This is a genomic window from Micromonospora sp. PLK6-60, from assembly GCF_019890675.1.
Taxonomy (GTDB): domain Bacteria; phylum Actinomycetota; class Actinomycetes; order Mycobacteriales; family Micromonosporaceae; genus Micromonospora.
Genome location: NZ_JAIOAA010000003.1, coordinates 213,468 through 235,649, shown reverse-complemented (window position 1 = coordinate 235,649; position 22,182 = coordinate 213,468). Strand labels below are relative to the sequence as shown.

The window sequence follows — 22,182 nt, the reverse complement described above, 5'->3', positions numbered from 1 at the left end:
TAAGCCTTTCGGAATCGGTGAACATGCGCGGAAGCGGGCGCGGGGGGCACCAGAGTCCCCGTCGCGAGGGCGTTCCTAAATGCGCAGCACCGACACCGCGGTGACACGTTGGCCCATCGGGGACCACGCCGGCGGGCCACGGGAAACCGCCACGGACGGCTGGCGGCGGTCCCGGGGCATGGCGCCCGTTCGGCGCAGAAGCAGGGCAGCCGTCAGCGCCAGCGAAACCCCGAACGCGCCGACGACCGCCAGGCACACGGCCCACCCGGGCATGTGCCCCGGCGCACCGCTCGGCGCGGCGTCCAGCCCGGCGCACTGGCCCCCGGCACACCCATGAGGGACGGCCACGTCCATCGCGGCAATCGCCGTCGTCAGGACCGCTCCCGGCGGCGTCTCCGCATGCGTGCTCGCAGGCACGGCCGACCCGTGGTGCTGGCCGGTCATGGCAGGCTGGTGGCCCAGACTGTGCATCGCCGTGAGCCCGATCAGGGTGGCGGTCAGCAGCACGAGGCGGACGAGCCATCCGCCTCGTGCTGCCGACATACCGGTCACGGCCACAACGCTACCGGCCGCCTGCCGGCTCGCGTCGCGAACCTGGTCACCCCGTCTCCTGCGGGCGCAGCCGCACCCGGCGCAGCAGTTGGGCGTTGAGCGCCACCACGATCGTCGACGCGGACATGAGCACGGCCCCGACGGCAGGGCTGAGCGTCACCCCGGCCCAGGCCAGCGCCCCGGCAGCCAAGGGAAGGGCAACCACGTTGTAGCCGGCGGCCCAGGCGAGGTTCTGGATCATCTTGCGGTAGGAGGCCCGGGACAGGGTGATCACCCCGGTCACCCCGCGTGGATCCGACGAGGCCAGAACCACTCCGGCGGACTCGATGGCCACGTCGGTGCCGGCGCCGATGGCGATGCCCACGTCGGCGCGGGCCAGGGCCGGGGCGTCGTTGACCCCGTCGCCGACCATCGCCACCCGCAGGCCCCGCTTCTGCAGGTCCGCCACGGCGTCGTCCTTGTCGGCGGGCAGCACCTCCGCGTACACCTCGTCCTCGCCGGCCCGGAAGCCGAGGTCGGCGGCGACCGCCTCGGCGACCGGCCGGGCGTCCCCCGTGATCATTACGATCTTGCGCACGCCCTGGGCGCGCAGGTCGGCGATGGCCTGCCGAGCCTCCGGGCGAACCTCGTCGGCCAGCGCGAGGGCCCCGACCACGGCGCCCCCGTCGCCGTCCATCCGCAGCAGGTGCAGCACCGCCGATCCCCGGCCGGCCCATTCCCGGGTACGGGCGGTCAGTTCCTCGGACACCGTCGCGCCCATCTCGCGTAGCAGCGTCGGGCCGCCGACGGCGTACGTGACCCCGTCGACCTCGGCCTGCACGCCCCGGCCGGTCAGCGACCGGAACCCGGACGCCCGGCGGGACAGCTGTCGCTGCCGTGCGGCGGCGACGATCGCCCGGGCCAGCGGATGCTCGCTGTCCGCCTCGACCGCGCCCGCGATGGCGAGCACCTCGTCGTCGCCGGTACCGGCGGTACCGGCCACCCCGGTCACGACGTGCTCGCCGCGGGTCAGGGTGCCGGTCTTGTCGAACAGGACCGCGTCCACGGTACGCATCCGCTCCAATGCGAGTCGGTCCTTGACCAGGATGCCGCCCTTGGCCGCCACGGCGGTGGACAGGGCGATCACCAGGGGGATGGCCAGGCCGAGGGCGTGTGGGCAGGCGATCACCAGCACGGTCACGGTGCGTACCACCGCCTCGCCGAGGTTTCCGACGAGGGTCCAGACGGCCAGGGTGACCACGGCGGTGGCGGTGGCGATGTAGAACAGCCAGGCGGCGAACCGGTCGGCGAGCACCTGCGCCCGGCCGCTGGACTGCTGCGCCTGCGCGACCAGCCGCTGGATCCCCGCCAGTGCGGTGTCCTCGCCGACGGCGTCGACCCGGACCCGGATCGCCGCGTCGGTGGCGACCGTGCCCGCCACCACCCGGTCGTCGACGCCCTTCGCCACCGGCCTGGACTCACCGGTGATCATCGACTCGTCCAGCTCGGCGCCGCCGTCAACGATCTTCCCGTCGGCCGGCACCCGGGCGCCGGGTCGGACCAGCACCACGTCACCGACGCGCAGGTCGGACACCGACACCGGCTGCGGCTGGCCGCCCTCGTCGACGCGTTCGGCGTCGTCGGGCAGCAGCGCGGCCAGCGCGGAGAGCGCCCCCTGGGCCTGCCCGATGGCCTTCATCTCCTGCCAGTGCCCGAGCAGCATGATGGTGACCAGCGCGGCCAACTCCCACCAGAAGTCCAGGTCGAACGCGCCCAGCGCGGTGGCCAGCGACGCCACGTACGCCACCGTGATCGCCATCGCGATCAGCAACATCATGCCCGGCGCCCGGTCCCGTACCTCTCGGACCGCGCCCTGCAGGAACGGCCAGCCGCCGTACACGAAGACGACGGTTCCCAACACCGGCCCGACCAGCTCCATGCCGGGAAAGTCCAGGCGATAGCCGAACCAGTCCATCACCATGTGACTGGTGACGACGATCGGCACGGTGAGGACCAGGGCCAGCCAGAACTTGCGGCGGAACACCTCCGGGTCGTGCCCGGCGTGCTTGTCGTGCCCACCATGCCCGGCGTGCTGCGCCGTCGGGTGACTCTCCTGCTCAGAGGTCTCTTGGGACATCTCGCCACCTTCCTTCGCCACCACCATATACCCCCTTGGGGTATCAGTCGGTATGTCGTGGCTCACCGCCGTCACCGGGGGTGACTGTCTGGGTGTATGCCGCACGTGGTGGTGTCCGAGAAGATCCCTAACAACCAGCAGGCCATTTCCGGCATCGCCGGGTGGCTCGGCAAACGCCGCAAGCCGATCCGCTGGGCCGTCGACCCTGCGCGGCGGACCCGCGTCGCTGCTGCTGACGATCCTGTTTGACCGGGGCCCGACGTCCGCTACGTCGGCGGCACGGTCACCTCGCGTACCGCATCCGGGTCGGCCGGCAGATCGGCCACCGCCTGCACGCCGAAGCCGACCTTGTCGTCGACGCGAACCGGACCCTGATCGTCGCGCACGAGATCGCCGCCGCCGCCGAACACCAAATGACCCACGCCGTGCCCCGGCTCACCACCGCCACCGTCCACACCGACCCGCACAGCCATCCCGGCGCGGAAAACTGCCACAGTGCACTGACCGGCATGGCGCGGAGTCTGTCGCCGAACGGCAGCGTGGCGGTTCCGGTGTAGAGGACGATCCCGGCGATGAAGTCGTCGCCGAGGCGGTCGGCGAGTCGGCGCAGCCCCTCGGAAGTCTTCGGGTCCGACGGTGCTGGCTGCTTTGACTTCCGGCGGGTGGCCGTGGGCAGTCCGGCGCTCATCGACGAGTTCACTCCCGCCGCCGACCCGGCCGCGGCCCACGCCACGGCGGTGGCCGCCGAACTGCAACTGGCCGGTCACACCGCCGTGGTGGTGTTCGCCGACGGCCAGCCCATCGGGGTGCTCGCGCTGGCCGACCGCATCCGCGCCGAGGCCGCCCGCACGCAGCTTCCTGGTGGGCCGCGTCACGTTGTTCAGTACCGATCGGTGCAGAAGTGCTACGGTGGTTCCGTACCGATCGGTGCAGAAAAGGGAAGGGAAACAAAATGTCCGAGTTCGACATCCGGGACTTCTACCAGCGCTATGTCGATGTGATCAACGCGCATCAGTGGGACCGCGTGGGGGAGTTCATGGACGAGACCGTTCTCTTCCACGGTCAGACCGTGACGCGCGAGCAGGGGATCGCCAACTTCGAGAGCCTCACGGAGGCCATCCTCGACCTTCGGTGGGAGGTCAAGGACCTCGTCATCGCCGGTGACATCATCGGCACTCACGCCATCCTCCGCGGTACCCCGGTGAAGGAATGGCTCGGGGTGGCCCCGAACGGCAAGCCAATTGAGGTGCACGAAATCACGGTCTACAAGGTCAGCGACGGCAAGTTCGTCCAGATGTCCAACGTTTGGGACATCGAGGCCATCCGGAAGCAACTGTCGACCTGAATCGCGAGCGCTCCCACCGCTACGCCGCCAAGCCCAGGAGCCCGGGAAGTCCCGGGCTCCTGGGCTTGGCCCGTATCGCCAGCACTCGCTGGGCGGTCGAGGACCTGAGCGTGGCCGGGCTGCCATCGTGCCGAACTACTGGTCCACACCGCCGGCATGACCGAGTACGACAGCGCCGCCAGACTCACCGCCCACGCCGGCTCGGCACCCGTCTCCCGTGACTCCGCAACGGTCTCAGGCGACCATCGGCAGCCCCGCCGCTTTCACCGGAGACTACGGCCGCATTCTGTGGATGGCCGCCTTCACCGCCGCCCGAGAATGCCCCACGCGTACCTACTACGAAAAGAACCGCCGCCAAGCCATTCTCGCGCGTCGACGCGACCCTGGTTCCGCCGGCCACTCCACCCTGCCCGCCAAGATCGCCCGGAGTCACCTGGAGACTCGAGCTTTGGTCCTGGAGCATCACGCAGGCTGGCTGGTGGATCAACGGCGAGCGTGGGGGGTCTGTGGATCTAACGGCACCTCTCTGTGTCAAGGCGTTGGCAGCGGAGAGGTCTCCAACGAGACAGCCCCAGCGTGGGCGTGAAAACGGCGTGAAGAATCGCCGGTTCGCCGTGATGGTCGCGTGATAGCCCCTGTCGTGAAAGGGCGGGCGGCGGTGTGATTGCCCGGCACGGCCGGGGGTCGGCCGTGACGAGCTGGTCCGGAATGAGGAGTCAGACGTGTCTGACCTGGTGTTCGTGGCATTGACGGTGGCGCTGTTCGCAGCGCTCGCCCTGCTGGTGAGGGGTGTGGAGAAGCGGTGAGCGCCGTCAACGCCGTCGGTCTGGTGCTGGCGATCGCCCTGGCCGTGTTCCTGGTGATCGCCCTGTTGTTCCCGGAGCGGTTCTGATGACCACGACGACGGCCGGGGTGCTGTTCGTGCTGTCGCTGGTGGTGGTGCTGGTCGCCGTCTACCGGCCGTTCGGCGATTACCTGTACCGGGTGGTCTCCGACACCCAGTCGACCCGCGTTGAGCGGGGGATCTACCGCCTGGCGGGGGTGAACCCGGCCGTCGGGCAGTCCTGGGGCGTGTACGCCCGCGCCGTGCTGGCCTTCTCCGCCGTCTCGATCCTGTTCCTTTACGCGTTCCAGCGGCTGCAGAACCACCTGTGGCTGTCGCTCGGCTTCGACCCGGTGGTGCCGCACGGCGCGTGGAACACCGCCGTGTCCTTCGTGACCAACACCAACTGGCAGTGGTACTCGGGCGAGTCGACCATGGGCCACCTCGTGCAGATGGCCGGCCTGGCGGTGCAGAACTTCCTCTCCGCCGCCGTCGGCATCGCGGTCGCGGTGGCGCTGGTCCGCGGGTTCGCCCGCAGCCGCACCGGCGAGCTGGGCAACTTCTGGGTCGACCTGACCCGGATCACCCTGCGGATCCTGCTGCCGGTCGCCGTGCTCGGCGCGGTCGTCCTCATGGCCGGCGGGGTGGTGCAGAACCTCTCCGGCGGCACCGACGTGACCACCCTGACCGGCGGTACGCAGCACCTCACCGGCGGCCCGGTGGCCAGCCAGGAGGTCATCAAGGAGCTGGGCACCAACGGCGGCGGCTTCTACAACGCCAACAGCGCCCACCCCTACGAGAACCCCACAACCTGGACGAACTGGATCGAGATCTTCCTGATCCTGCTGATCCCGTTCAGCCTGCCCCGGGTCTTCGGCCGGATGGTCGGGCAGCACCGGCAGGGCTACGCCATCGCCGCGGTCATGGCGATCCTCGCCCTGGCCAGCATCACCCTGACCAACGTGTTCGAGCTGGCCGGCAACGGCACGGTGCCGCAGGCGGTCGGCGCGGCCCTGGAGGGCAAGGAGGTGCGGTTCGACGTGTCGAACTCGGCCACCTTCGCCGCCGCCACCACCCTCACGTCGACCGGCGCGGTCAACTCGTTTCACGACTCCTACACGCCGCTGGGCGGGATGATGACGCTGGGCAACATGATGCTCGGTGAGGTCGCCCCCGGCGGCGTCGGCTCCGGCCTCTACGGACTACTGATCCTCGCGGTGATCACGGTGTTCGTCGCCGGCCTGATGGTCGGCCGGACCCCCGAGTACGTGGGCAAGAAGATCAGCTCGCGCGAGATCAAGGTCGCGTCGCTGTACTTCCTGGTCACCCCGGCGCTGGTGCTGGCCGGCACGGCGGCGGCGTTCGCCACCGGCAACAACGCGACCGCGCTGAACGCGGGCCCGCACGGCCTGTCGGAGGTGCTCTACGCGTTCACCTCGGCGAGCAACAACAACGGCTCCGCGTTCGCCGGCATCACCGTCAACACGCCGTGGTGGAACACCGCGCTGGGGCTGTGCATGCTGCTCGGCCGGTTCCTGCCGATCATCCTCGTCCTCGCGCTGGCCGGCTCCCTCGCCCGCCAACAACCCACCCCCGCCTCCGAGGGCACCCTGCCCACCCACCGGCCGTTGTTCGTCGGCATGGTCGTCGGCGTCACGGTGATCCTCGTGGCGCTGACCTTCCTGCCCGCGCTCGCCCTCGGCCCCCTGGCAGAGGGGCTGTGACCACCATGAGAGACAACGACATGACCACCTCCACGCCGGCACCGCACGGTACGGCGGACGCCCCCACCGCCGGCACACCCGCCACCCACGGCAACCGCGGCGGAGGTCTGCTCGACCCGAGGCAACTCGCCCGCTCCCTGCCGGATGCGCTGCGCAAGCTCGACCCGCGCACCCTGTGGCGCAACCCGGTCATGCTGATCGTCGAGACCGGCGCCGCCTTCACCACCGTCCTCACCGTGGCCGACCCGTCCGTGTTCGCCGTCGCGATCACCGTCTGGCTGTGGCTGACCGTGCTCTTCGCCAACCTCGCCGAGGCCGTCGCCGAGGGCCGGGGCAAGGCCCAGGCGGCCGCCCTGCGCCGCGCGAAGACCGACACGGTCGCCACCCGCGCCCTCGACTGGACCGCGGGCGCCGCCCCCGGCACCTACCGCACCGAGAGCGTGCCCGCCCCGCAGCTGCGGCAGGGCGACATCGTCGTGGTCGAGGCCGGGGAGGTCATCCCCGGCGACGGGGACGTGGTCGAGGGCATCGCCAGCGTCGACGAGTCCGCCATCACCGGCGAGTCCGCCCCGGTCATCCGCGAGTCCGGCGGCGACCGCAGTGCCGTCACCGGCGGCACCAAGGTCCTCTCCGACCGTATCGTCGTCAAGATCACGCAGAAGCCCGGGGAGAGCTTCATCGACCGGATGATCAACCTGGTGGAGGGCGCCAACCGGCAGAAAACCCCGAACGAGATCGCGCTGAACATCCTGCTCGCCGCGCTCACGATCATCTTCCTGCTGGCCGTGGTCACCCTTCAGCCCCTCGCGATCTTCGCCAAGAACTTCCAGGCCGCCGCGCCGGACACCGCTGCCGTCACCGGCGGCGGTGTCACCGGCATCGTGCTGGTCTCGCTGCTGGTCTGCCTGATCCCCACCACCATCGGCGCGCTGCTGTCCGCGATCGGCATCGCCGGCATGGACCGCCTGGTGCAGCGCAACGTCCTGGCCACCAGCGGCCGGGCGGTCGAGGCCGCGGGCGACGTCAACACCCTGCTGCTCGACAAGACCGGCACCATCACCCTCGGCAACCGGCAGGCCGCCGAGTTCGTCCCCGTCGACGGCATGACGGCCGTGCAGGTGGCCGACGCGGCGCAGCTGTCCAGCCTCGCCGACGAGACCCCCGAGGGCCGCTCCATCGTGGTGCTCGCCAAGAACGACTTCGGCCTGCGGGAACGCGAGCCCGGCCTCATCCCGCACGCCACGTTCGTGCCGTTCGCCGCGCAGACCCGGATGAGCGGCGTCGACCTCACTGCGGGCGACGGCCCGGCGCGGCGCGTGCGCAAGGGCGCCGCCGCCGCGGTGATGAAGTGGGTACGCGACAACGGCGGCCACCCCACCGAGCAGGTCGGCCAGATCGTCGACGAGATCAGCGGCGTCGGCGGCACCCCCCTGGTGGTGGCCGACCACCTCGACGGGCAGCCGGCCCGCGCCCTCGGTGTCATCCACCTCAAGGACGTCGTCAAGGCCGGCATGCGGGAGCGGTTCGACGAGATGCGCGCCATGGGCATCCGGACCGTGATGATCACCGGGGACAACCCGCGGACCGCGAAGGCGATCGCCGACGAGGCCGGCGTGGACGACTTCCTCGCCGAGGCCACCCCGGAGGACAAGCTCGCCCTCATCCGCAAGGAGCAGGAGGGCGGCCGGCTCGTCGCGATGACCGGCGACGGCACCAACGACGCCCCCGCCCTCGCGCAGGCCGACGTCGGCGTGGCCATGAACACCGGCACGTCGGCCGCCAAGGAGGCCGGCAACATGGTCGACCTCGACTCCGACCCGACCAAACTCATCGAGATCGTGGAGATTGGCAAGCAACTGCTGATCACCCGCGGCGCCCTGACGACCTTCTCGATCTCCAACGACATCGCGAAGTACTTCGCGATCATCCCGGCCATCTTCGCCGGCATCTACCCCGGCCTGGACACGCTCAACGTGATGCGGCTGGCCAGCCCGGCCTCGGCGATCCTGTCCGCGGTCATCTTCAACGCCCTGGTCATCATCGCGCTGATTCCGCTGGCCCTGCGCGGGGTCCGTTACCGGCCCGCCGCCGCGTCGACGCTGCTCGGCCGCAACCTGCTCATCTACGGCCTCGGCGGCGTGATCGTGCCGTTCGTCGGCATCAAGCTCATCGACCTGCTCATCCAGCTCATCCCCGGGATCTCGTGATGCGCCTACCCACCTGGCTCGCCCAGCACCTCGCCGCCCTGCGTACGCTGCTCGTGTTCACCGTCCTGCTCGGCCTCGCCTACCCCCTGGCCCTGGTCGCCGTCGGCCGGATCCCCGGCCTCGCCGACCGCGCCGACGGGTCGCTACTGACCGCGGACGGCCGCCCGGTCGGCAGCGCCCTGATCGGGCAGTCGTTCACCGACGCGGCCGGCAATCCCGTCGGTCGCTACTTCCAGTCCCGCCCCTCCGCCGCCAGCGACGGCTACGACCCCACCGCCAGCGGCGCCAGCAACCTTGGCCCGCAGGACATCGTCGACACGATCGCCACCGACCCCGACGACTCCCGGCAGAGCCTGCTCACCCAGGTCTGCCAGCGCAGCGCCGCCGTCGGCCAGCTCAACGGCGTCGACGGTCGCCGCCCCTACTGCACCCCGGACGGAGTCGGGGCCGTCCTGGCGGTGTTCCGCCGCGACGGCCTGACCGGCCCGGCCACCCGGGTGGTCAGCGTCAACCAGAGCGCACCCGCCGCCCCCTTCCTCGCCGACTACGAGGGCGTGCCGGTGGAACTGGCCACGCCCGGCGAGGACTACCGGGCCGCCGGCGCCACCATCGTCCCCATCCGCGGCGACGCACCGGCGCAGCCGGTGGTGCCTGCCGACGCGGTCACCGCCAGCGGCAGCGGCCTCGACCCGCACATCTCCCCGGCGTACGCGGAGATCCAGATCGCGCGGGTGGCGCGCGAGCGCGGCGCGGACCCCACCGCGGTCCGGCGTCTCGTCGAGCAGCACACCACCGGCCGGGCGCTCGGCTTCATGGGCGCTCCCGCGGTGAACGTGCTGGAACTCAACCTCGCCCTGGACGCGGAGTTCCCGACACGCTGACCTCACGGCATCCGGGCTGGAACGCTGGCATCGTCCAGCCCGGGTACTGCGAGGCTGTTCAGAGGAGGCTGACCGTGCCACGAGGGGAACTGCGCATCTACCTCGGTGCCGCGCCCGGCGTCGGCAAGACCTACGCCATGCTCGAGGAGGCGCAGCGCCGCGCCGAACGCGGCACCGACGTGGTCATCGGCCTCGTCGAGACCCACGGCCGCCCGCACACCGCCGCCATGATCGGCACCCTGGAGGTCGTGCCGCGCCGCACGATCGCCTACCGGGGCGCCGAGTTCACCGAGATGGACCTCGACGCGGTGCTCGCCCGCCGGCCCGAGATCGCCGTGGTCGACGAACTCGCCCACACCAACGTTCCTGGCTCCCGCCACGACAAGCGCTGGCAGGACGTGTGGGAACTCCTCGACGCCGGCATGAGCGTGCTCACCACCGTCAACATCCAGCACCTGGAGTCGCTCAACGACGTCGTCGCCCAGATCACCGGCACCACCCAACGTGAGACCGTCCCCGACGCCGTCGTGCGCGTCGCCGAACAGGTCGAGCTGGTCGACATGACCCCGGAGGCGCTGCGCCGCCGGATGGCGCACGGCAACATCTACCGACCCGACAAGATCGACGCCGCGCTCGGCAACTACTTCCGCGTCGGCAACCTCACCGCCCTGCGCGAACTCGCCCTGCTCTGGCTCGCCGACAAGGTCGACGCCCAACTCGACGCCTACCGCGCCCAACAGGGCATCTCCGCCACCTGGGAAGCCCGCGAACGCGTAGTCGTCGCCCTCACCGGCGGACCCGAGGGCGAGACGCTGATCCGCCGCGCGGCCCGCATCGCCGCCCGCGGCAAGGGCGCGGACCTGCTCGCCGTCCACGTGGCCCGCAGCGACGGCCTCGCCGGCGCTGACCCCGCCCAACTCGCCCGGCAACGGATCCTCGTCGAAAGCCTCGGCGGCACCTACCACCACGTTCTCGGCACCGACATCCCCGCAGCCCTGCTCGACTTCGCCCGCGGCGTAAACGCCACCCAACTCGTCCTCGGCGCCAGCCGCCGCGGCCGCTTCGCGCAGCTGTTCTCCCGCGGTGTCGGCGTCACCACCACCGCGCTGTCCGGTCCCATCGACGTCCACCTGGTCACCCACCCCGAGGCCGGACGCGGCCGCCGCACCGCGACGGTGCCCGCCGCCCTGTCCCGCCGTCGCCGGCTGCTCGGCTTCGCGCTCACTGTTCTCGGCATGCCAGGCCTGACGGCGCTGCTCACGGCGCTGCCCGATCTCACCCTCACCAACGACATCCTGATCTTCCTCACCGCCGTCGTCGGCGTCGCCCTGATCGGCGGACTCTGGCCGGCGCTGCTCGCCGCCCTCGCCGGCTCCCTCCTGCTGAACTGGTACTTCACCCCGCCATTCCACACGCTGACCATCGCCGAAGCCGACAACCTGCTCGCCCTCGGCGTCTTCGTCGGCGTCGCACTCGCCGTCAGCTGGGTCGTTGACGTGGCCGCCCGACGCACCCGCGAGGCCGCCCGCGCCTCCGCCGACGCCCAGACCCTCGCCACCGTCGCCGGCAGCGTGCTCGGCGGCGAACGACCGCTGCCCGCCCTACTCGACCGGCTCCGGGAAACCTTCGCGCTGCGGTCGGTCAGCGTGCTCGAAGCGACCGAGACCGCCGGCGGCCGGCCGGACCGGACCCGCGACGAAGCCGCCTGGCGGGTCGTCGCCAGCGTCGGCGACACCCCCGCGACCCACCCGGGCGCTGGCGAGACCGCCGTGCCCGTCGACGACCGGCTCACCGTCGTACTCTCCGGTCGCCGGCTCCAAGCCGCCGACCGGCGGATCGTCGAGGCGTTCGCCGCGCAGGCCGCCGTCGCGCTCCGCCAGGAACGACTCGCCGAACAGGCCGCCGCCGCCCGCCCGCTCGCCGAGGCCGACCGGATGCGCACCGCACTGCTCGCCGCGGTCAGCCACGACCTGCGCACCCCCCTCGCCTCGGCCAAGGCCGCCGTGTCCAGCCTGCGCAGTCACGACGTCGACTTCGACCCCGACGACCAAGCCGAACTACTCGCCACCGCCGACGAGTCCCTCGACCGGCTCGGCCAACTGGTCGCCAACCTGCTCGACATGAGCCGGCTACAGGCCGGCGCCCTCGGCGTTCACCCCGTACCCATCGGACTCGAGGACGCCGTACCCCTGGCCCTGGACGAACTCGGCCCACCCGCCGCCGACGTGCGCACCGACATCCCCGCCGACCTGCCCGCCGCCACCGCCGACCCCGGCCTGCTGCAACGCGTCCTGGTCAACCTCGTCGCCAACGCCGTACGGCACAGTCCACCCGGGCAGCCGCCCATCGTCACCGCCAGCGCCCACTTCGGCCAGGTCGAGGTCCGCGTCATCGACACCGGCCCCGGCCTCCCCGAAGACCAGTGGGAACACGTCTTCCTGCCCTTCCAACGCCTCGGCGACCGCGACACCACCACCGGCGTCGGCCTCGGCCTCGCCCTGTCCCGCGGACTCGCCGAGGCCATGAACGGCAGCATCACCCCCGAGACCACCCCCGGCGGGGGACTCACCATGGTCCTGCGGCTTCCCGCCGCCACCCCCACCGACCGCACGAAGGGCCCGCAGGAATGACCCGAATCCTGGTGGTCGACGACGAACCGCAGATCCTGCGCGCCCTGCGCATCAACCTGCGCGCCCGCGGTTACGACGTCGACGTCGCCGCCACCGGCGCCGCCGCCCTCAAGACCGCCGCCAGCCACCCGCCCGACCTCGTCGTGCTCGACCTCGGCCTGCCCGACCTCGACGGCGTCGACGTCATCCGCGGACTCCGCGGCTGGACCACCGTCCCGATCATCGTCCTCTCCGGCCGCGCCGGCAGCGACGACAAGGTCACCGCCCTCGACGCCGGCGCCGACGACTACGTCACCAAACCCTTCGGCATCAACGAACTCCTCGCCCGCATCCGCGCCGTCACCCGCCGGCTGTCCACCGCCCCGCTCGACCCCGCGGCGAGCACGGTGCGAGTCGGCCGCCACACGGTCAACCTCGCCGACCGAACCGTCACCCGCGACGACGGCACCGAGGTCCGGCTCACCCCCATCCAGTGGAGCGTGCTCGAGAAGCTGCTGCGCCACCCCGGCAAGCTGATCACCCAGCGCCAACTGCTGCAGGAGGTCTGGGGCCCGGAGTACCACGACGAGACCGGCTACCTGCGCCAGTACATGGCCCAACTACGCCGCAAGCTCGAGGACAACCCGGCCAGGCCACAGCACCTCATCACCGAACCAGGCATGGGCTACCGCTTCCGCCCCTGACAATTCGCAGCCGGCCGGCCGTTGGCCGCTAGAGCAGGCGGCGCGGCACACCATGATCTTGCATGATGTGCCCGGTGTGTGCTCTCCAGCGGATGCCAACCCGGGTCAACCGGTGTCAGCGCGGGTCGCCGCGGCCAACCGCTGGTCGCAAGCCGGGGTTAGTGTGCTCGGGGTGTGGTCCTGGGCTGGGTGAACAGGGGTGCCGGTGACGTGGGCGAACGCGGGCCGCTCCCTGCCACCCCAGGTGAAGGCGCAGCTCGCTAGACTGGGCCCTCGCGCCCCCGTAGCTCAGGGGATAGAGCATCGGTTTCCTAAACCGTGTGTCGCAGGTTCGAATCCTGCCGGGGGCACCTCAAGGCCAGCACAACGGCCGCCGATCTGTGGCGGGTTGCCCACTGAGTTCCGAGAACGCGTCAGCGGCTCTCGTCCAGCGTGCCGACGCGCAACTGAACCTGGTCGCCCTGCCATTCCTCCCGAGACCCGGGTGGCGGCATCTCCACGCCGGCAATGCCGGCGGGGGCGGAAAACTCCCCACGAAGGCGATGGATCAGCTCCTGGGCTTCCTGGCGCGTCGACGGAGAGTTGTGCGGATCGTCGATGCTCAGGCCGAGTACGGCCGCACCGTCGTCGGTGCACGTGATCATCGCCCAGGCGTAGTCGGGGCTGCGCAGGTACAGCGTGAACGCGTCACGGCCGCTCCACCGGAGGTCGGCCAGGGCCGCGGCATCGGCGTCGGTCGCTGTGCCGGTGACGTAGCTGCGCAGGAAAGCGGACAGGCGGGCCTCGCCGGGGTCGTCGGTGTCGACATAGCGGTCGAGGAATGCCCGGAGGATCTCGGGGGAGAGCTGCGGTATCCAGACGTAGATGTCCCAGCAGAGGGCCACCCGCCAACCGTAGGCGGGCGACGGGCTGGCGTCGATCGACGATACTCACGGCGTGATCGACAAGGACCCCCACACCCCTCGGCTGCCGCGCGTCCCGCATCCGGCCGACAGCCCGGCGTTGCCCACCTACATGCTCATCTTCTTCGTGCTCGGCCTTGCCGGGTTCGCCGCGCACGGCCTGGGGGACGGCCGGGAAGCGCTGATCATCGCGATCATCGTCTCGGCGGTGTTCTTCGCGTGCTTCCTGATCCTGTTCGCGGTCTACTGGACCGGCTACCTGCTGAAGGGGCACGCCGTCTGGCAGGCCGAGCGCCGGGCCGGGGCGGACGGGGCAGCCGGCGACCAGTAGCCGGCGCCCGAGCGATGCCAGCCGCGACGCGTCGTGCGGATAACGTCCGGCGCATGGAGGTTTTCCTGCTCTGGCATGTGCGCCACGCGTGGTCGGCCGACGGGCGGCCGGTGACGCATCGCGACGAAGCCGGCGAGTTGGTCTGGGACGAGGCGGAAGGTGACGACCTCAAACTGCTCGGCGTCTATTCGTCGGCGGCGCGAGCGGAGGCGCGGGCGCGGCGGGCCAGGGCGTTGCCCGGCTTCCGTGCGGAACCCGACTGCTTCTATATCGGGAGCTACACCCTCGACCAGGACGAGTGGAGGGAAGGCTTCGGATGAGCGAAGGCTGCGCAGCAAAAAAGCAGGGAGAAATCCCTGCCACTCTTAACGTATAGCGCGACCGGGGGCTTGTGGCAAGCCCCCGGTCCTGGCGCACAATCGTCGGCCGAAGCGCAGAATCTACGCAAATGGGGGACGCGAGATGCGCGTGTTGCCGACGTACGACATGACCGAGGGTGCGTTCGACCTTCCCGACCACCTCGCCGCCAAGGCCGACCCGGCGTTGATCGCCGCCGACGAGCGGCACTTCGCGGCCATCGCGGAGAGCCTTCGGCGATCGATCGACGAGCTCTCCGACCAGCTCGACGACGTACGCCGGCAGGCCGGCGGCAAGGGTCGCCGGGCGCTGGACCGGGACCAGGAGGTCCGCCGGCTGACCACCCGGCTGCGTACCCTGCGTCGGTTCGGGTTGGACCTGTGCCTCGGGCGGATGGTCGCCGACGGCGAGGAGCCCGGGTACGTGGGCCGGCTCGGCCTCACCGACGGCGCGGGTCGCCGGCTGCTGCTCGACTGGCGTTCTCCGGCGGCCGAGCCGTTCTTCGGCGCGACGCACGCCAACCCGATGGGCCTGGCCAGCCGCCGCCGGTACCGCTGGACCCGGGGCCGGATCAGCGACTACTGGGACGAGGTGTTCACCGCGGACGGGCTGGCCGGGCACGCCGCGCTCGACGACCAGTCCGCCTTCATCGCCAGCCTGGGCGGTTCCCGGTCGCACCGGATGCGGGACGTGCTCGGCACCATCCAGGCCGACCAGGACGCGATCATCCGCGCCGGTTCGAAGGGCGCGCTCGTCGTCGACGGCGGTCCGGGCACGGGGAAGACCGTCGTCGCCCTGCACCGCACCGCGTACCTGCTCTATGCCGATCCGCGGCTCGGCCACCGGCGGGGTGGGGTGCTGTTCGTCGGCCCGCACCAGCCCTACCTGGCGTACGTCTCCGACGTCCTGCCCAGTCTCGGCGAGGAGGACGTGCAGATCTGCACCCTGCGCGACCTCGTCCCGGAGGGGGCCGCGGCGGGGGTGGAGGCCGACCCGGAGGTGGCCCGGCTGAAGTCCTCCGCGGAGCTGGTGCGGGCCGTCGAGGCGGCGGTCCGGTTCTACGAGGAGCCGCCGACCAGGGGCATGACGGTGCCGACCGACGACGCGGACATCCGGCTGAGCGCCGACGACTGGGCCGAGGCGTTCCGGGCGCCGGGGCCGGGCACCCCGCACAACGAGGCGCGCGACGAGATCTGGGCGGAGCTGATCGCCATCCTGGTCGACAAGTACGCCGGCGACGAGCCGGCGGAGCTGGTCCGCCGGTCGCTGTTGCGCAACCGTGAGCTGGCCGCCGCGTTCCACCGGGCCTGGCCGCTGCTCGACCCGACCGACCTCGTCGCCGACCTCTGGTCGGTCCCCGCCTATCTGCACCGGTGCGCTCCCTGGCTCACGGTCGACGAGATCCGGAAGCTGCGCCGCGACGACCCCCGGGCCTGGACGGTGGCCGACCTGCCGCTGCTGGACGCCGCGCGCCAGCTGCTCGGCGACCCGGAGGCGTCCGCCCGCCGCCGCCGGCAGGAGGCCGCCGTCGCCGCCGAACGCGACCGGATGGCCACGGTCGTCGCCGACCTGATCGAGGCCGACGTGTACGACGACGGGGAGGGGGTGCTGACCATGCTGCACGGTCAGGACCTGCGGGACGCCCTGGTCGACGAGGATGCGCTGCGCGACGCCGATCCCGACCGGCTCGCCGGCCCGTTCGCGCACATCGTGGTGGACGAGGCCCAGGAGTTGACCGACGCGCAGTGGCAGATGCTGCTGCTGCGCTGCCCGTCGCGCAGCTTCACCATCGTCGGCGACCGCGCGCAGGCCCGGCAGGGGTTCCCGGAGTCGTGGCGGGAACGGCTCGAACGGGTCGGGTTCGACCGGATCGCCCTGGCCTCCCTGGGCATCAACTACCGGACGCCGAAGCAGGTAATGGCGGCGGCCGAGCCGGTCATCCGGGCCGTGCTGCCGGACGCCAACGTGCCGACGTCCATCCGCGACGGTGACGCGCCCGTCCGCCACGGGTCCGCGGCGGAGCTGGGCGCGGTCCTCGACGGCTGGCTCGCCGCGCACCCGGAGGGGACGGCCTGTGTCATCGGTGATCCGACGTTCCGCGAGACGGCCCGGGTCCGCTCGCTGACCCCCGAGCTGGCGAAGGGGCTCGAGTTCGACCTGGTCGTCCTCGTCGATCCGGAGGCGTTCGGCTCGGGCGTCGAGGGCGCGGTCGACCGCTACGTCGCGATGACCCGGGCCACCCGGCAACTCGTCGTCCTCACCACCTCCTGAGCTGGCGGCCGGCCGTCGAAGTTCCGGAACCGGCGCACCCTGGCGCGAGCGGGTGCGGATGGGGTAGGAACAGGACGTCCGCGTCGGAGAGCGCTCTCTCAGCTCCCCGGTGCCTCGTACCCACCACCATGAACAGGCAGGCAGATGAGATCACTGGACCCCTCCCGCCGCCGCTTCCTCACCCTCGCCGCGTCGACCGCCTCGCTGACCGCCCTGGGCCTCCCGGCCACCGCGGCCGCCGCCCGGCCCGGCGCCACCGACCGCGACCCCGACTTCGGCCCGAACGTCTTCGTGTACGACCCGAGCACCCCGACCGCCGAGATCCAGGCGACCCTGGACCGCCTCTTCAGCAGCCAGTTCCGCAACGAGATGGGCGGCGAGCGGTACGCCGTCCTGTTCAAGCCCGGCCGGTACGAGGTCGACGCCCGGCTCGGCTACTACACGACGGTGGCCGGCCTGGGCCGGCACCCCGACGACGTGGAGATCCACGGCGCGGTCCGCGTCGTCGGCCAGCCCGACCCGAACTCGCCGGCCGGCATCTCCGCGCTCACCAACTTCTGGCGCTCGGCGGAGAACTTGTCGATCAGCCCCACCGACTGGTCGAACCAGTGGGCGGTCTCCCAGGCCGCCCCGATGCGCCGCGTGCACGTCAAGGGCATCCTCTGGCTGGAGCCGGGCAATGGCGGCTACTCCAGCGGCGGCTTCATCGCCGACTCCAAGGTGGACGGCATCACCATCAACGGCTCCCAGCAGCAGTGGCTGACCCGGGACAGCGAACTCGGCGGCGACTGGACGAACGGGGTGTGGAACCAGGTCTTCTCCGGGGTGCTCGGCGCCCCCGCACAGGGCTTCCCCGACCCGCCGTACACCACCCTGCCGACCAGCCCGGTGACCCGGGAGAAGCCGTACCTCTTCGTGGACGCCGCCGGCCGGTGGCGGGTCGCCGTGCCCGGCCTGCGCCGGGACACCGCCGGCACCACCTGGGCCGGCGGGGCCGGGACGGTCCGGTCGCTGCCGCTGAGCGACTTCTACCTGGCCCGGCCCACGGACAGCGCCAAACGGATCAACCAGGAGCTGTCCCGCCCCGGCCGGCACCTGCTGCTCACCCCCGGCGTCTACCACCTGGACCGGGCACTGCGGGTCAAGCACCCGGACACCGTCGTGCTCGGCCTCGGCATGCCCAGCCTGGCCCCCACCACCGGGGACGCCGCGCTGCGCGTCGAGGACGTGCCCGGGGTCCGGATCGCCGGGGTGCTGGTCGACGCCGGACCGGTCGAGTCCGCGGTGCTGGTCGAGGTCGGCCGGGCGCACGGGCGGCGGATCCCCGCCGGCAACCCGACCTCGCTGCACGACGTCTTCTTCCGGATCGGCGGCCCGTGGGTCGGCCGGGCCCGGACCAGCCTGGTCGTCAACAGCGACCACACCATCGTGGACAACATCTGGGCGTGGCGCGGCGACCACGGCAACGGCATCGGCTGGGACGCCAACACCGCCGCCACCGGCGTGGTGGTCAACGGCGACGACGTGACCGCGTACGGGCTCTTCGTCGAGCACTACCAGCGCTATCAGACGGTGTGGAACGGCGAGCGCGGGCGGACGATCTTCTATCAGAGTGAGCTGCCCTACGACCCGCCGAGCCAGGCCGCCTGGTCCGGCCCGACCGGCCGGGGCTGGGCCTCGTACCGGGTCGCCGACCACGTGCGCCAGCACGAGGCGTGGGGTCTCGGCGTCTACTCGTACTTCAACCAGGGGGTCGACATCCGCTGCGACCGGGCGATCGAGGTGCCCCGCCGGGCGGGGGTCCGGCTGCACGACATGATCACCGTCTTCCTCGACGGCAGCGGCGGCATCGAACGTACCGTCAACGACGTCGGCACCCCGGTGGTCGGCTCGTACGGCACCAGCCCGGTGGTCAGCTACCCCTGACGGGCGCGGGGCGTGGCCGGCGGGGCTTCCCGCCGGCCACGCCCGGTTCCGGCCGCCCCCGTGTCGGCCGGCCGGTCAGCGGCCGATCTGGTCGGCCGAGCTGATCACCTGGTCGATCAGGCCGTACTCGCGGGCCTGCTCGGCGGTGAACCAGCGGTCCCGGTCCGAGTCGCGCTGGATCTCCTCGAAGGTGCGGCCGCTGTGCTGGGCGATCAGCTCCTGCATGGTCCGCTTGACGTACAGCATGTTCTCGGCCTGGATGGTGATGTCCGCGACCGTGCCGCCGAAGCCGCCGGACGGCTGGTGCATCATGATCCGCGAGTGGGGCAGCGCGAACCGTTTGCCCGCCGCGCCCGCGCAGAGCAGGAACTGCCCCATCGACCCGGCCAGCCCGAGCGCCAGGGTCGCCACGTCGTTCTTCACGTAGCGCATGGTGTCGTAGACGGCCATCCCCGCGGTGACCGAGCCGCCCGGCGAGTTGATGTAGAGCGTGATGTCCCGGTCGCTGTCCTCCGCCGCGAGCAGCAGGATCTGCGCGCAGATCTGGTTCGCCGACTGGTCGGTGACCTCGGTGCCGAGGAAGACGATGCGTTCCCGCAGCAGCCGCTCGAAGACCTGGTCGCCGAAGGACGGCTGGCCGTCGTTGAGCATCCGCACGCCGTACTCGATCATCATGGCGACCACCCTCCGCGCCGGTGGGCGACCTGCACCGCCCGGGGACCGGCCCCTCCAGCCTGCGGCGCGCGACGGCCGCGGTCCCAGCGGTTCTGCCGGCGGCAGATCCGCCGTGGGCAGAATCGCGCCGGCTACCCGACGGTCAGCCGCCGCCGGCGGGCCCGGGCCCGCCGGCGCGCCAGCACCCCGGAGGTACGCGGGCCGGAGCGCCCGGTCGGCGCGGAGGCGGTCAGCCACACCCGCAGCCCGGCCCCGCCCACCGGCGAGCCGAGCCGCACCGCCGGCGGGGCACCGAGCGGGTCCCCGAGGCGGGGCAGCGCGGCCACCACGTGCGGCAGCACGGCGCCCACCTGCGGCGCCCGCCCGGCCGGGCGGGTGGAGTGCGGCCGGGGCGTCGCGGCCTGGAAGCCGACCGGCGGGCCGGCGACCGGCTGGTGCCCGACCGAGCGGGTGGGGTGCGGCCGGGGCGTCCCGGCCTGGAAGCCGACCGGCGGGCCGGCGGCCGGGCGGGTGGGGTGTGGCCGGAGCGTCCCGGCCTGGAAGCCGATCGGCACGCCGACGACCGGCTGGTGCCCGGCCGGCATCGCGTCCGGCCGGCGGCCGGCCGGGGACGTCGCGCCGACGGTCGGCCGGCCGCCGGCCCGGGGCTGGGGGCGGGCCGCGCCGACCCAGGGCTGGGAGTGTGCCGCGCCGGACCGGGGCGCGGCCGGGATGCGCGGCTCCACCCGGCGCAGGTCGTTGCGGGCCTCCTCGAGCAGGTCGGAGAGGCTGATCCCGAGGGCACGGCAGATCGCGGCGAGCACCTCGGAGGAGGCCTCCTTGCGGCCGCGTTCGACCTCGGAGAGGTAGGGCAGGGAGACGCCCGCGGCCTCGGCCACCTCGCGCAGCGTGCGGCGCTGCCGCAGCCGGATCCGCCGCAGCACCCCGCCGATCACCCGTCGCAGCAACGACATGCGGACCTCGCTCTCGCGCCTCGACCTCGCGGACCTTCCCATCATGCCCTGCGGCGGGCGGCCGTGTCGGCCCCCGGTCGGCGACCCCGCCGTGCGGATTCCCCGGCACCGGCTATGTTGTGCTCGTGCAGGTGACGGCGGCGGATGGGACCCGAGGGTGATCCATTTTCCCGCGCAACGGCGGGGGCCGCTGAGCGCGCTGAGTCTGCGCCTGCTCGCCGCCCTGGGCCTGGTGTTCCTCGTGGTCGGCGCGGTCTGGATCGGCCGGGACGGCTACCGCGACGTCAACGAGGACGGCCTGACCCTACTGGACTGCTTCTACTACGCGGTGGTGTCGCTCTCCACCACCGGGTACGGCGACATCACCCCGGCGTCCCAGTCGGCTCGGCTGACGAACGTCCTGCTGATCACGCCCGCCCGGGTGATCTTCCTGATCATCCTGGTCGGCACCACCCTGGAAGTGCTGACCGAGCAGTACCGGACCGGCCGTCGCCTGTCGCGGTGGAGGAGAACCGTGAAGGACCACGTCATCATCTGCGGCTACGGCACCAAGGGCCGCAGCGCGGTCACCGCCCTGCTGGAGAACGGCCTGGACAAGTCCCGGATCGTGGTGGTGGAGCGCAACGGCGCGGCGCTGCGGCAGGCGACCTCGGCCGGACTGGTGGCGATCGAGGGCTCGGCGACCCGCTCCACGGTGCTGGAGGAGGCGCACGTCCGCACCGCCAAGGCGGTGATCATCGCGACCGACAGCGACGACGCGTCGGTGCTGGTGGCGCTGACCGTCCGGCAGCTCACCGCCGGCCAGGTCCGGATCATCGCGGCGGTCCGCGAGGCGGAGAACGCCCCGCTGCTGCGGCAGAGCGGCGCGCACCACGTGATCGTCTCCTCGGCCACCGCGGGCCGGCTGCTCGGCCTCTCCACCTCCGCGCCGCCCCTGATCGACGTGGTGGAGGACCTGCTCACGCCCGGGCAGGGCATGGCGCTGGCGATGCGCTCGGCCGAACGGCACGAGGTGGGCAAGTCCCCCCGCGAACTGGAGTCGCTGGTGATCGCGCTGGTCCGGCGGGGCAAGGTGGTCACCCTGGCGGACCGGGCCGGCGCGGTCGTCGAGACCGGCGACATGCTGGTCCACGTCCGCGACGACCGCCCCACGGCGTCCACCGCCCCCACCTCGTCCCCCCGCGCCTGACGTCCTGCGCGTCTGACGTCCTGCGCGTCTGACGTCCTGCGCGTCTGTGCCTCGGGCTCGGGCGAGATGCCGCATGTCGGGCCGTCCCGGGCCTCCGGTCAGGCCGGGCTGCGGCATGTCGGGCCATCCGGGCCTGGGCTCGGGCGGGTTGCGGCATCCGGGGCCGTCCGCGCGTCGGGTGGGGGCGGGTTGCGGCATCTCGGGCCGTCCGCGGGTCGGATGAGTCCCCGGCGCTGCTGTCCGCACCGGCCGGCCGGCGATGGTGGCACCGAGCGGCGGCTATGTGCCGCTCATTCGAGCGGGAGCTGCCGGCCGGCGGCGGTGGGTCCGGTGGGCGCCTACCAACTTGATGTCGTAAACGAATCAAACGGCCGTCCAGCGCGACATGATTGCCCGTTTTGCCCGCTGCGGTGATTCGTTCACGACATCAAGTTGGTAGGCGGCCGAGGGGCACACCCCACGACCGACGGTGCACTCACGGTGACCGCGCGTCCGCGCTGACTGCGCACCCGCGCTGACCGGCACCCGCGCACTCACGCCGACGGCGCACTCAGGCCGACCGCGCACCCGCGCTGACTGCGCACTCACGCTGACTGCGCACTCGCGCCGACCGCGCA

20 protein-coding genes, 1 tRNA gene and 2 pseudogenes are annotated in these 22,182 nt (G+C 72.0%); 17 read left to right on the top strand and 6 right to left on the bottom strand.

Going from position 1 to position 22,182, the window contains the following annotated elements; genetic code table 11:
• Nucleotides 1–75 precede the first annotated feature (75 nt).
• On the bottom strand, nt 76–552 hold the full coding sequence (locus K7640_RS07390) for a hypothetical protein (protein ID WP_222953956.1): 477 nt from the start codon (nt 550–552) through the stop codon (nt 76–78).
• A gap of 46 nt (nt 553–598) precedes the next feature.
• A complete protein-coding gene (locus K7640_RS07385) occupies nt 599–2,668 on the bottom strand; it encodes a copper-translocating P-type ATPase (RefSeq protein WP_222953955.1) in 2,070 nt (689 codons plus the stop codon).
• 96 nt (nt 2,669–2,764) lie between these two features.
• Between K7640_RS07385 and K7640_RS07380 the strand changes: the two genes are divergently transcribed.
• Complete coding sequence (locus K7640_RS07380) at nt 2,765–2,917, top strand: hypothetical protein (RefSeq protein WP_255608365.1); 153 nt, start codon at nt 2,765–2,767, stop codon at nt 2,915–2,917.
• Complete coding sequence (locus K7640_RS07375; protein WP_255608364.1) at nt 2,914–3,225, top strand: cation transporter dimerization domain-containing protein; 312 nt, start codon at nt 2,914–2,916, stop codon at nt 3,223–3,225. Before K7640_RS07380 ends, K7640_RS07375 begins: the two co-directional genes overlap by 4 nt.
• On the opposite strand, the pseudogene K7640_RS30950 reads toward K7640_RS07375, so the two are convergent.
• A pseudogene (locus K7640_RS30950) lies at nt 3,144–3,327 on the bottom strand (hypothetical protein); the annotation flags it as partial. The gene K7640_RS07375 and the pseudogene K7640_RS30950 sit on opposite strands and share 82 nt — an antisense overlap.
• 3 nt (nt 3,328–3,330) lie before the next feature.
• Between K7640_RS30950 and K7640_RS07370 the strand changes: the two are divergent.
• The 10 genes from K7640_RS07370 to K7640_RS07325 all read left to right on the top strand — a co-directional run bounded on the left by K7640_RS07370 (nt 3,331) and on the right by K7640_RS07325 (nt 13,311).
• The gene (locus K7640_RS07370) at nt 3,331–3,669 is read left to right on the top strand and encodes a hypothetical protein (RefSeq protein WP_222953954.1); all 339 of its coding nucleotides are present in this window, start codon (nt 3,331–3,333) and stop codon (nt 3,667–3,669) included.
• Entirely contained in the window at nt 3,621–4,013 is a 393-nt protein-coding gene (locus K7640_RS07365; RefSeq protein ID WP_222953953.1) for an ester cyclase, read from the top strand. Before K7640_RS07370 ends, K7640_RS07365 begins: the two co-directional genes overlap by 49 nt.
• 156 nt (nt 4,014–4,169) lie before the next feature.
• Complete coding sequence (locus K7640_RS30015) at nt 4,170–4,529, top strand: hypothetical protein (RefSeq protein ID WP_255608363.1); 360 nt, start codon at nt 4,170–4,172, stop codon at nt 4,527–4,529.
• Nucleotides 4,530–4,815: 286 nt separating this feature from the next.
• Nucleotides 4,816–4,905: a K(+)-transporting ATPase subunit F gene (gene kdpF / locus K7640_RS07355; RefSeq protein ID WP_222953952.1), complete on the top strand. Its 90-nt coding sequence runs from the start codon at nt 4,816–4,818 to the stop codon at nt 4,903–4,905.
• A complete protein-coding gene (gene kdpA / locus K7640_RS07350; RefSeq protein ID WP_222953951.1) occupies nt 4,905–6,560 on the top strand; it encodes a potassium-transporting ATPase subunit KdpA in 1,656 nt (551 codons plus the stop codon). Before kdpF ends, kdpA begins: the two co-directional genes overlap by 1 nt.
• Nucleotides 6,561–6,565: 5 nt before the next feature.
• The gene (gene kdpB, locus K7640_RS07345) at nt 6,566–8,767 is read left to right on the top strand and encodes a potassium-transporting ATPase subunit KdpB (RefSeq protein ID WP_374198070.1); all 2,202 of its coding nucleotides are present in this window, start codon (nt 6,566–6,568) and stop codon (nt 8,765–8,767) included.
• Entirely contained in the window at nt 8,767–9,648 is an 882-nt protein-coding gene (locus tag K7640_RS07340; protein WP_222953950.1) for a potassium-transporting ATPase subunit C, read from the top strand. The genes kdpB and K7640_RS07340 overlap by 1 nt, the downstream gene beginning before the upstream one ends.
• Nucleotides 9,649–9,722: 74 nt before the next feature.
• On the top strand, nt 9,723–12,278 hold the full coding sequence (locus K7640_RS07335) for a DUF4118 domain-containing protein (protein ID WP_222953949.1): 2,556 nt from the start codon (nt 9,723–9,725) through the stop codon (nt 12,276–12,278).
• Nucleotides 12,275–12,961, top strand: coding sequence for a response regulator (locus K7640_RS07330; protein WP_222953948.1), 687 nt, complete (start codon nt 12,275–12,277; stop codon nt 12,959–12,961). The genes K7640_RS07335 and K7640_RS07330 overlap by 4 nt, the downstream gene beginning before the upstream one ends.
• Nucleotides 12,962–13,238: 277 nt before the next feature.
• Nucleotides 13,239–13,311 (top strand) — tRNA-Arg (locus K7640_RS07325).
• Nucleotides 13,312–13,374: 63 nt separating this feature from the next.
• Here K7640_RS07325 and K7640_RS07320 read toward each other — a convergent pair.
• A complete protein-coding gene (locus K7640_RS07320) occupies nt 13,375–13,845 on the bottom strand; it encodes a hypothetical protein (RefSeq protein WP_222953947.1) in 471 nt (156 codons plus the stop codon).
• Nucleotides 13,846–13,897: 52 nt separating this feature from the next.
• Between K7640_RS07320 and K7640_RS07315 the strand changes: the two genes are divergently transcribed.
• The 4 genes from K7640_RS07315 to K7640_RS07300 all read left to right on the top strand — a co-directional run bounded on the left by K7640_RS07315 (nt 13,898) and on the right by K7640_RS07300 (nt 18,748).
• Nucleotides 13,898–14,194, top strand: a complete 297-nt coding sequence (locus K7640_RS07315) for a hypothetical protein (RefSeq protein ID WP_222953946.1) — start codon at nt 13,898–13,900, stop codon at nt 14,192–14,194.
• A gap of 53 nt (nt 14,195–14,247) precedes the next feature.
• A complete protein-coding gene (locus K7640_RS07310; protein ID WP_222953945.1) occupies nt 14,248–14,514 on the top strand; it encodes a hypothetical protein in 267 nt (88 codons plus the stop codon).
• Between the two features lie 142 nt (nt 14,515–14,656).
• The gene (gene helR / locus K7640_RS07305) at nt 14,657–16,822 is read left to right on the top strand and encodes an RNA polymerase recycling motor ATPase HelR (RefSeq protein WP_255608362.1); all 2,166 of its coding nucleotides are present in this window, start codon (nt 14,657–14,659) and stop codon (nt 16,820–16,822) included.
• A gap of 144 nt (nt 16,823–16,966) precedes the next feature.
• The gene (locus tag K7640_RS07300; protein WP_222953944.1) at nt 16,967–18,748 is read left to right on the top strand and encodes an adenylyl cyclase; all 1,782 of its coding nucleotides are present in this window, start codon (nt 16,967–16,969) and stop codon (nt 18,746–18,748) included.
• Nucleotides 18,749–18,823: 75 nt separating this feature from the next.
• On the opposite strand, the gene K7640_RS07295 is transcribed toward K7640_RS07300, so the two are convergent.
• Together K7640_RS07295 and K7640_RS07290 are read right to left on the bottom strand one after the other, a co-directional pair.
• On the bottom strand, nt 18,824–19,420 hold the full coding sequence (locus K7640_RS07295) for an ATP-dependent Clp protease proteolytic subunit (protein ID WP_222954330.1): 597 nt from the start codon (nt 19,418–19,420) through the stop codon (nt 18,824–18,826).
• Nucleotides 19,421–20,138: 718 nt separating this feature from the next.
• A pseudogene (locus K7640_RS07290) lies at nt 20,139–20,376 on the bottom strand (helix-turn-helix domain-containing protein); the annotation flags it as partial.
• A gap of 157 nt (nt 20,377–20,533) precedes the next feature.
• Between K7640_RS07290 and K7640_RS07285 the strand changes: the two are divergent.
• Nucleotides 20,534–21,565, top strand: a complete 1,032-nt coding sequence (locus K7640_RS07285; protein ID WP_222953943.1) for a TrkA family potassium uptake protein — start codon at nt 20,534–20,536, stop codon at nt 21,563–21,565.
• The last annotated feature ends 617 nt before the right edge of the window (nt 21,566–22,182 follow it).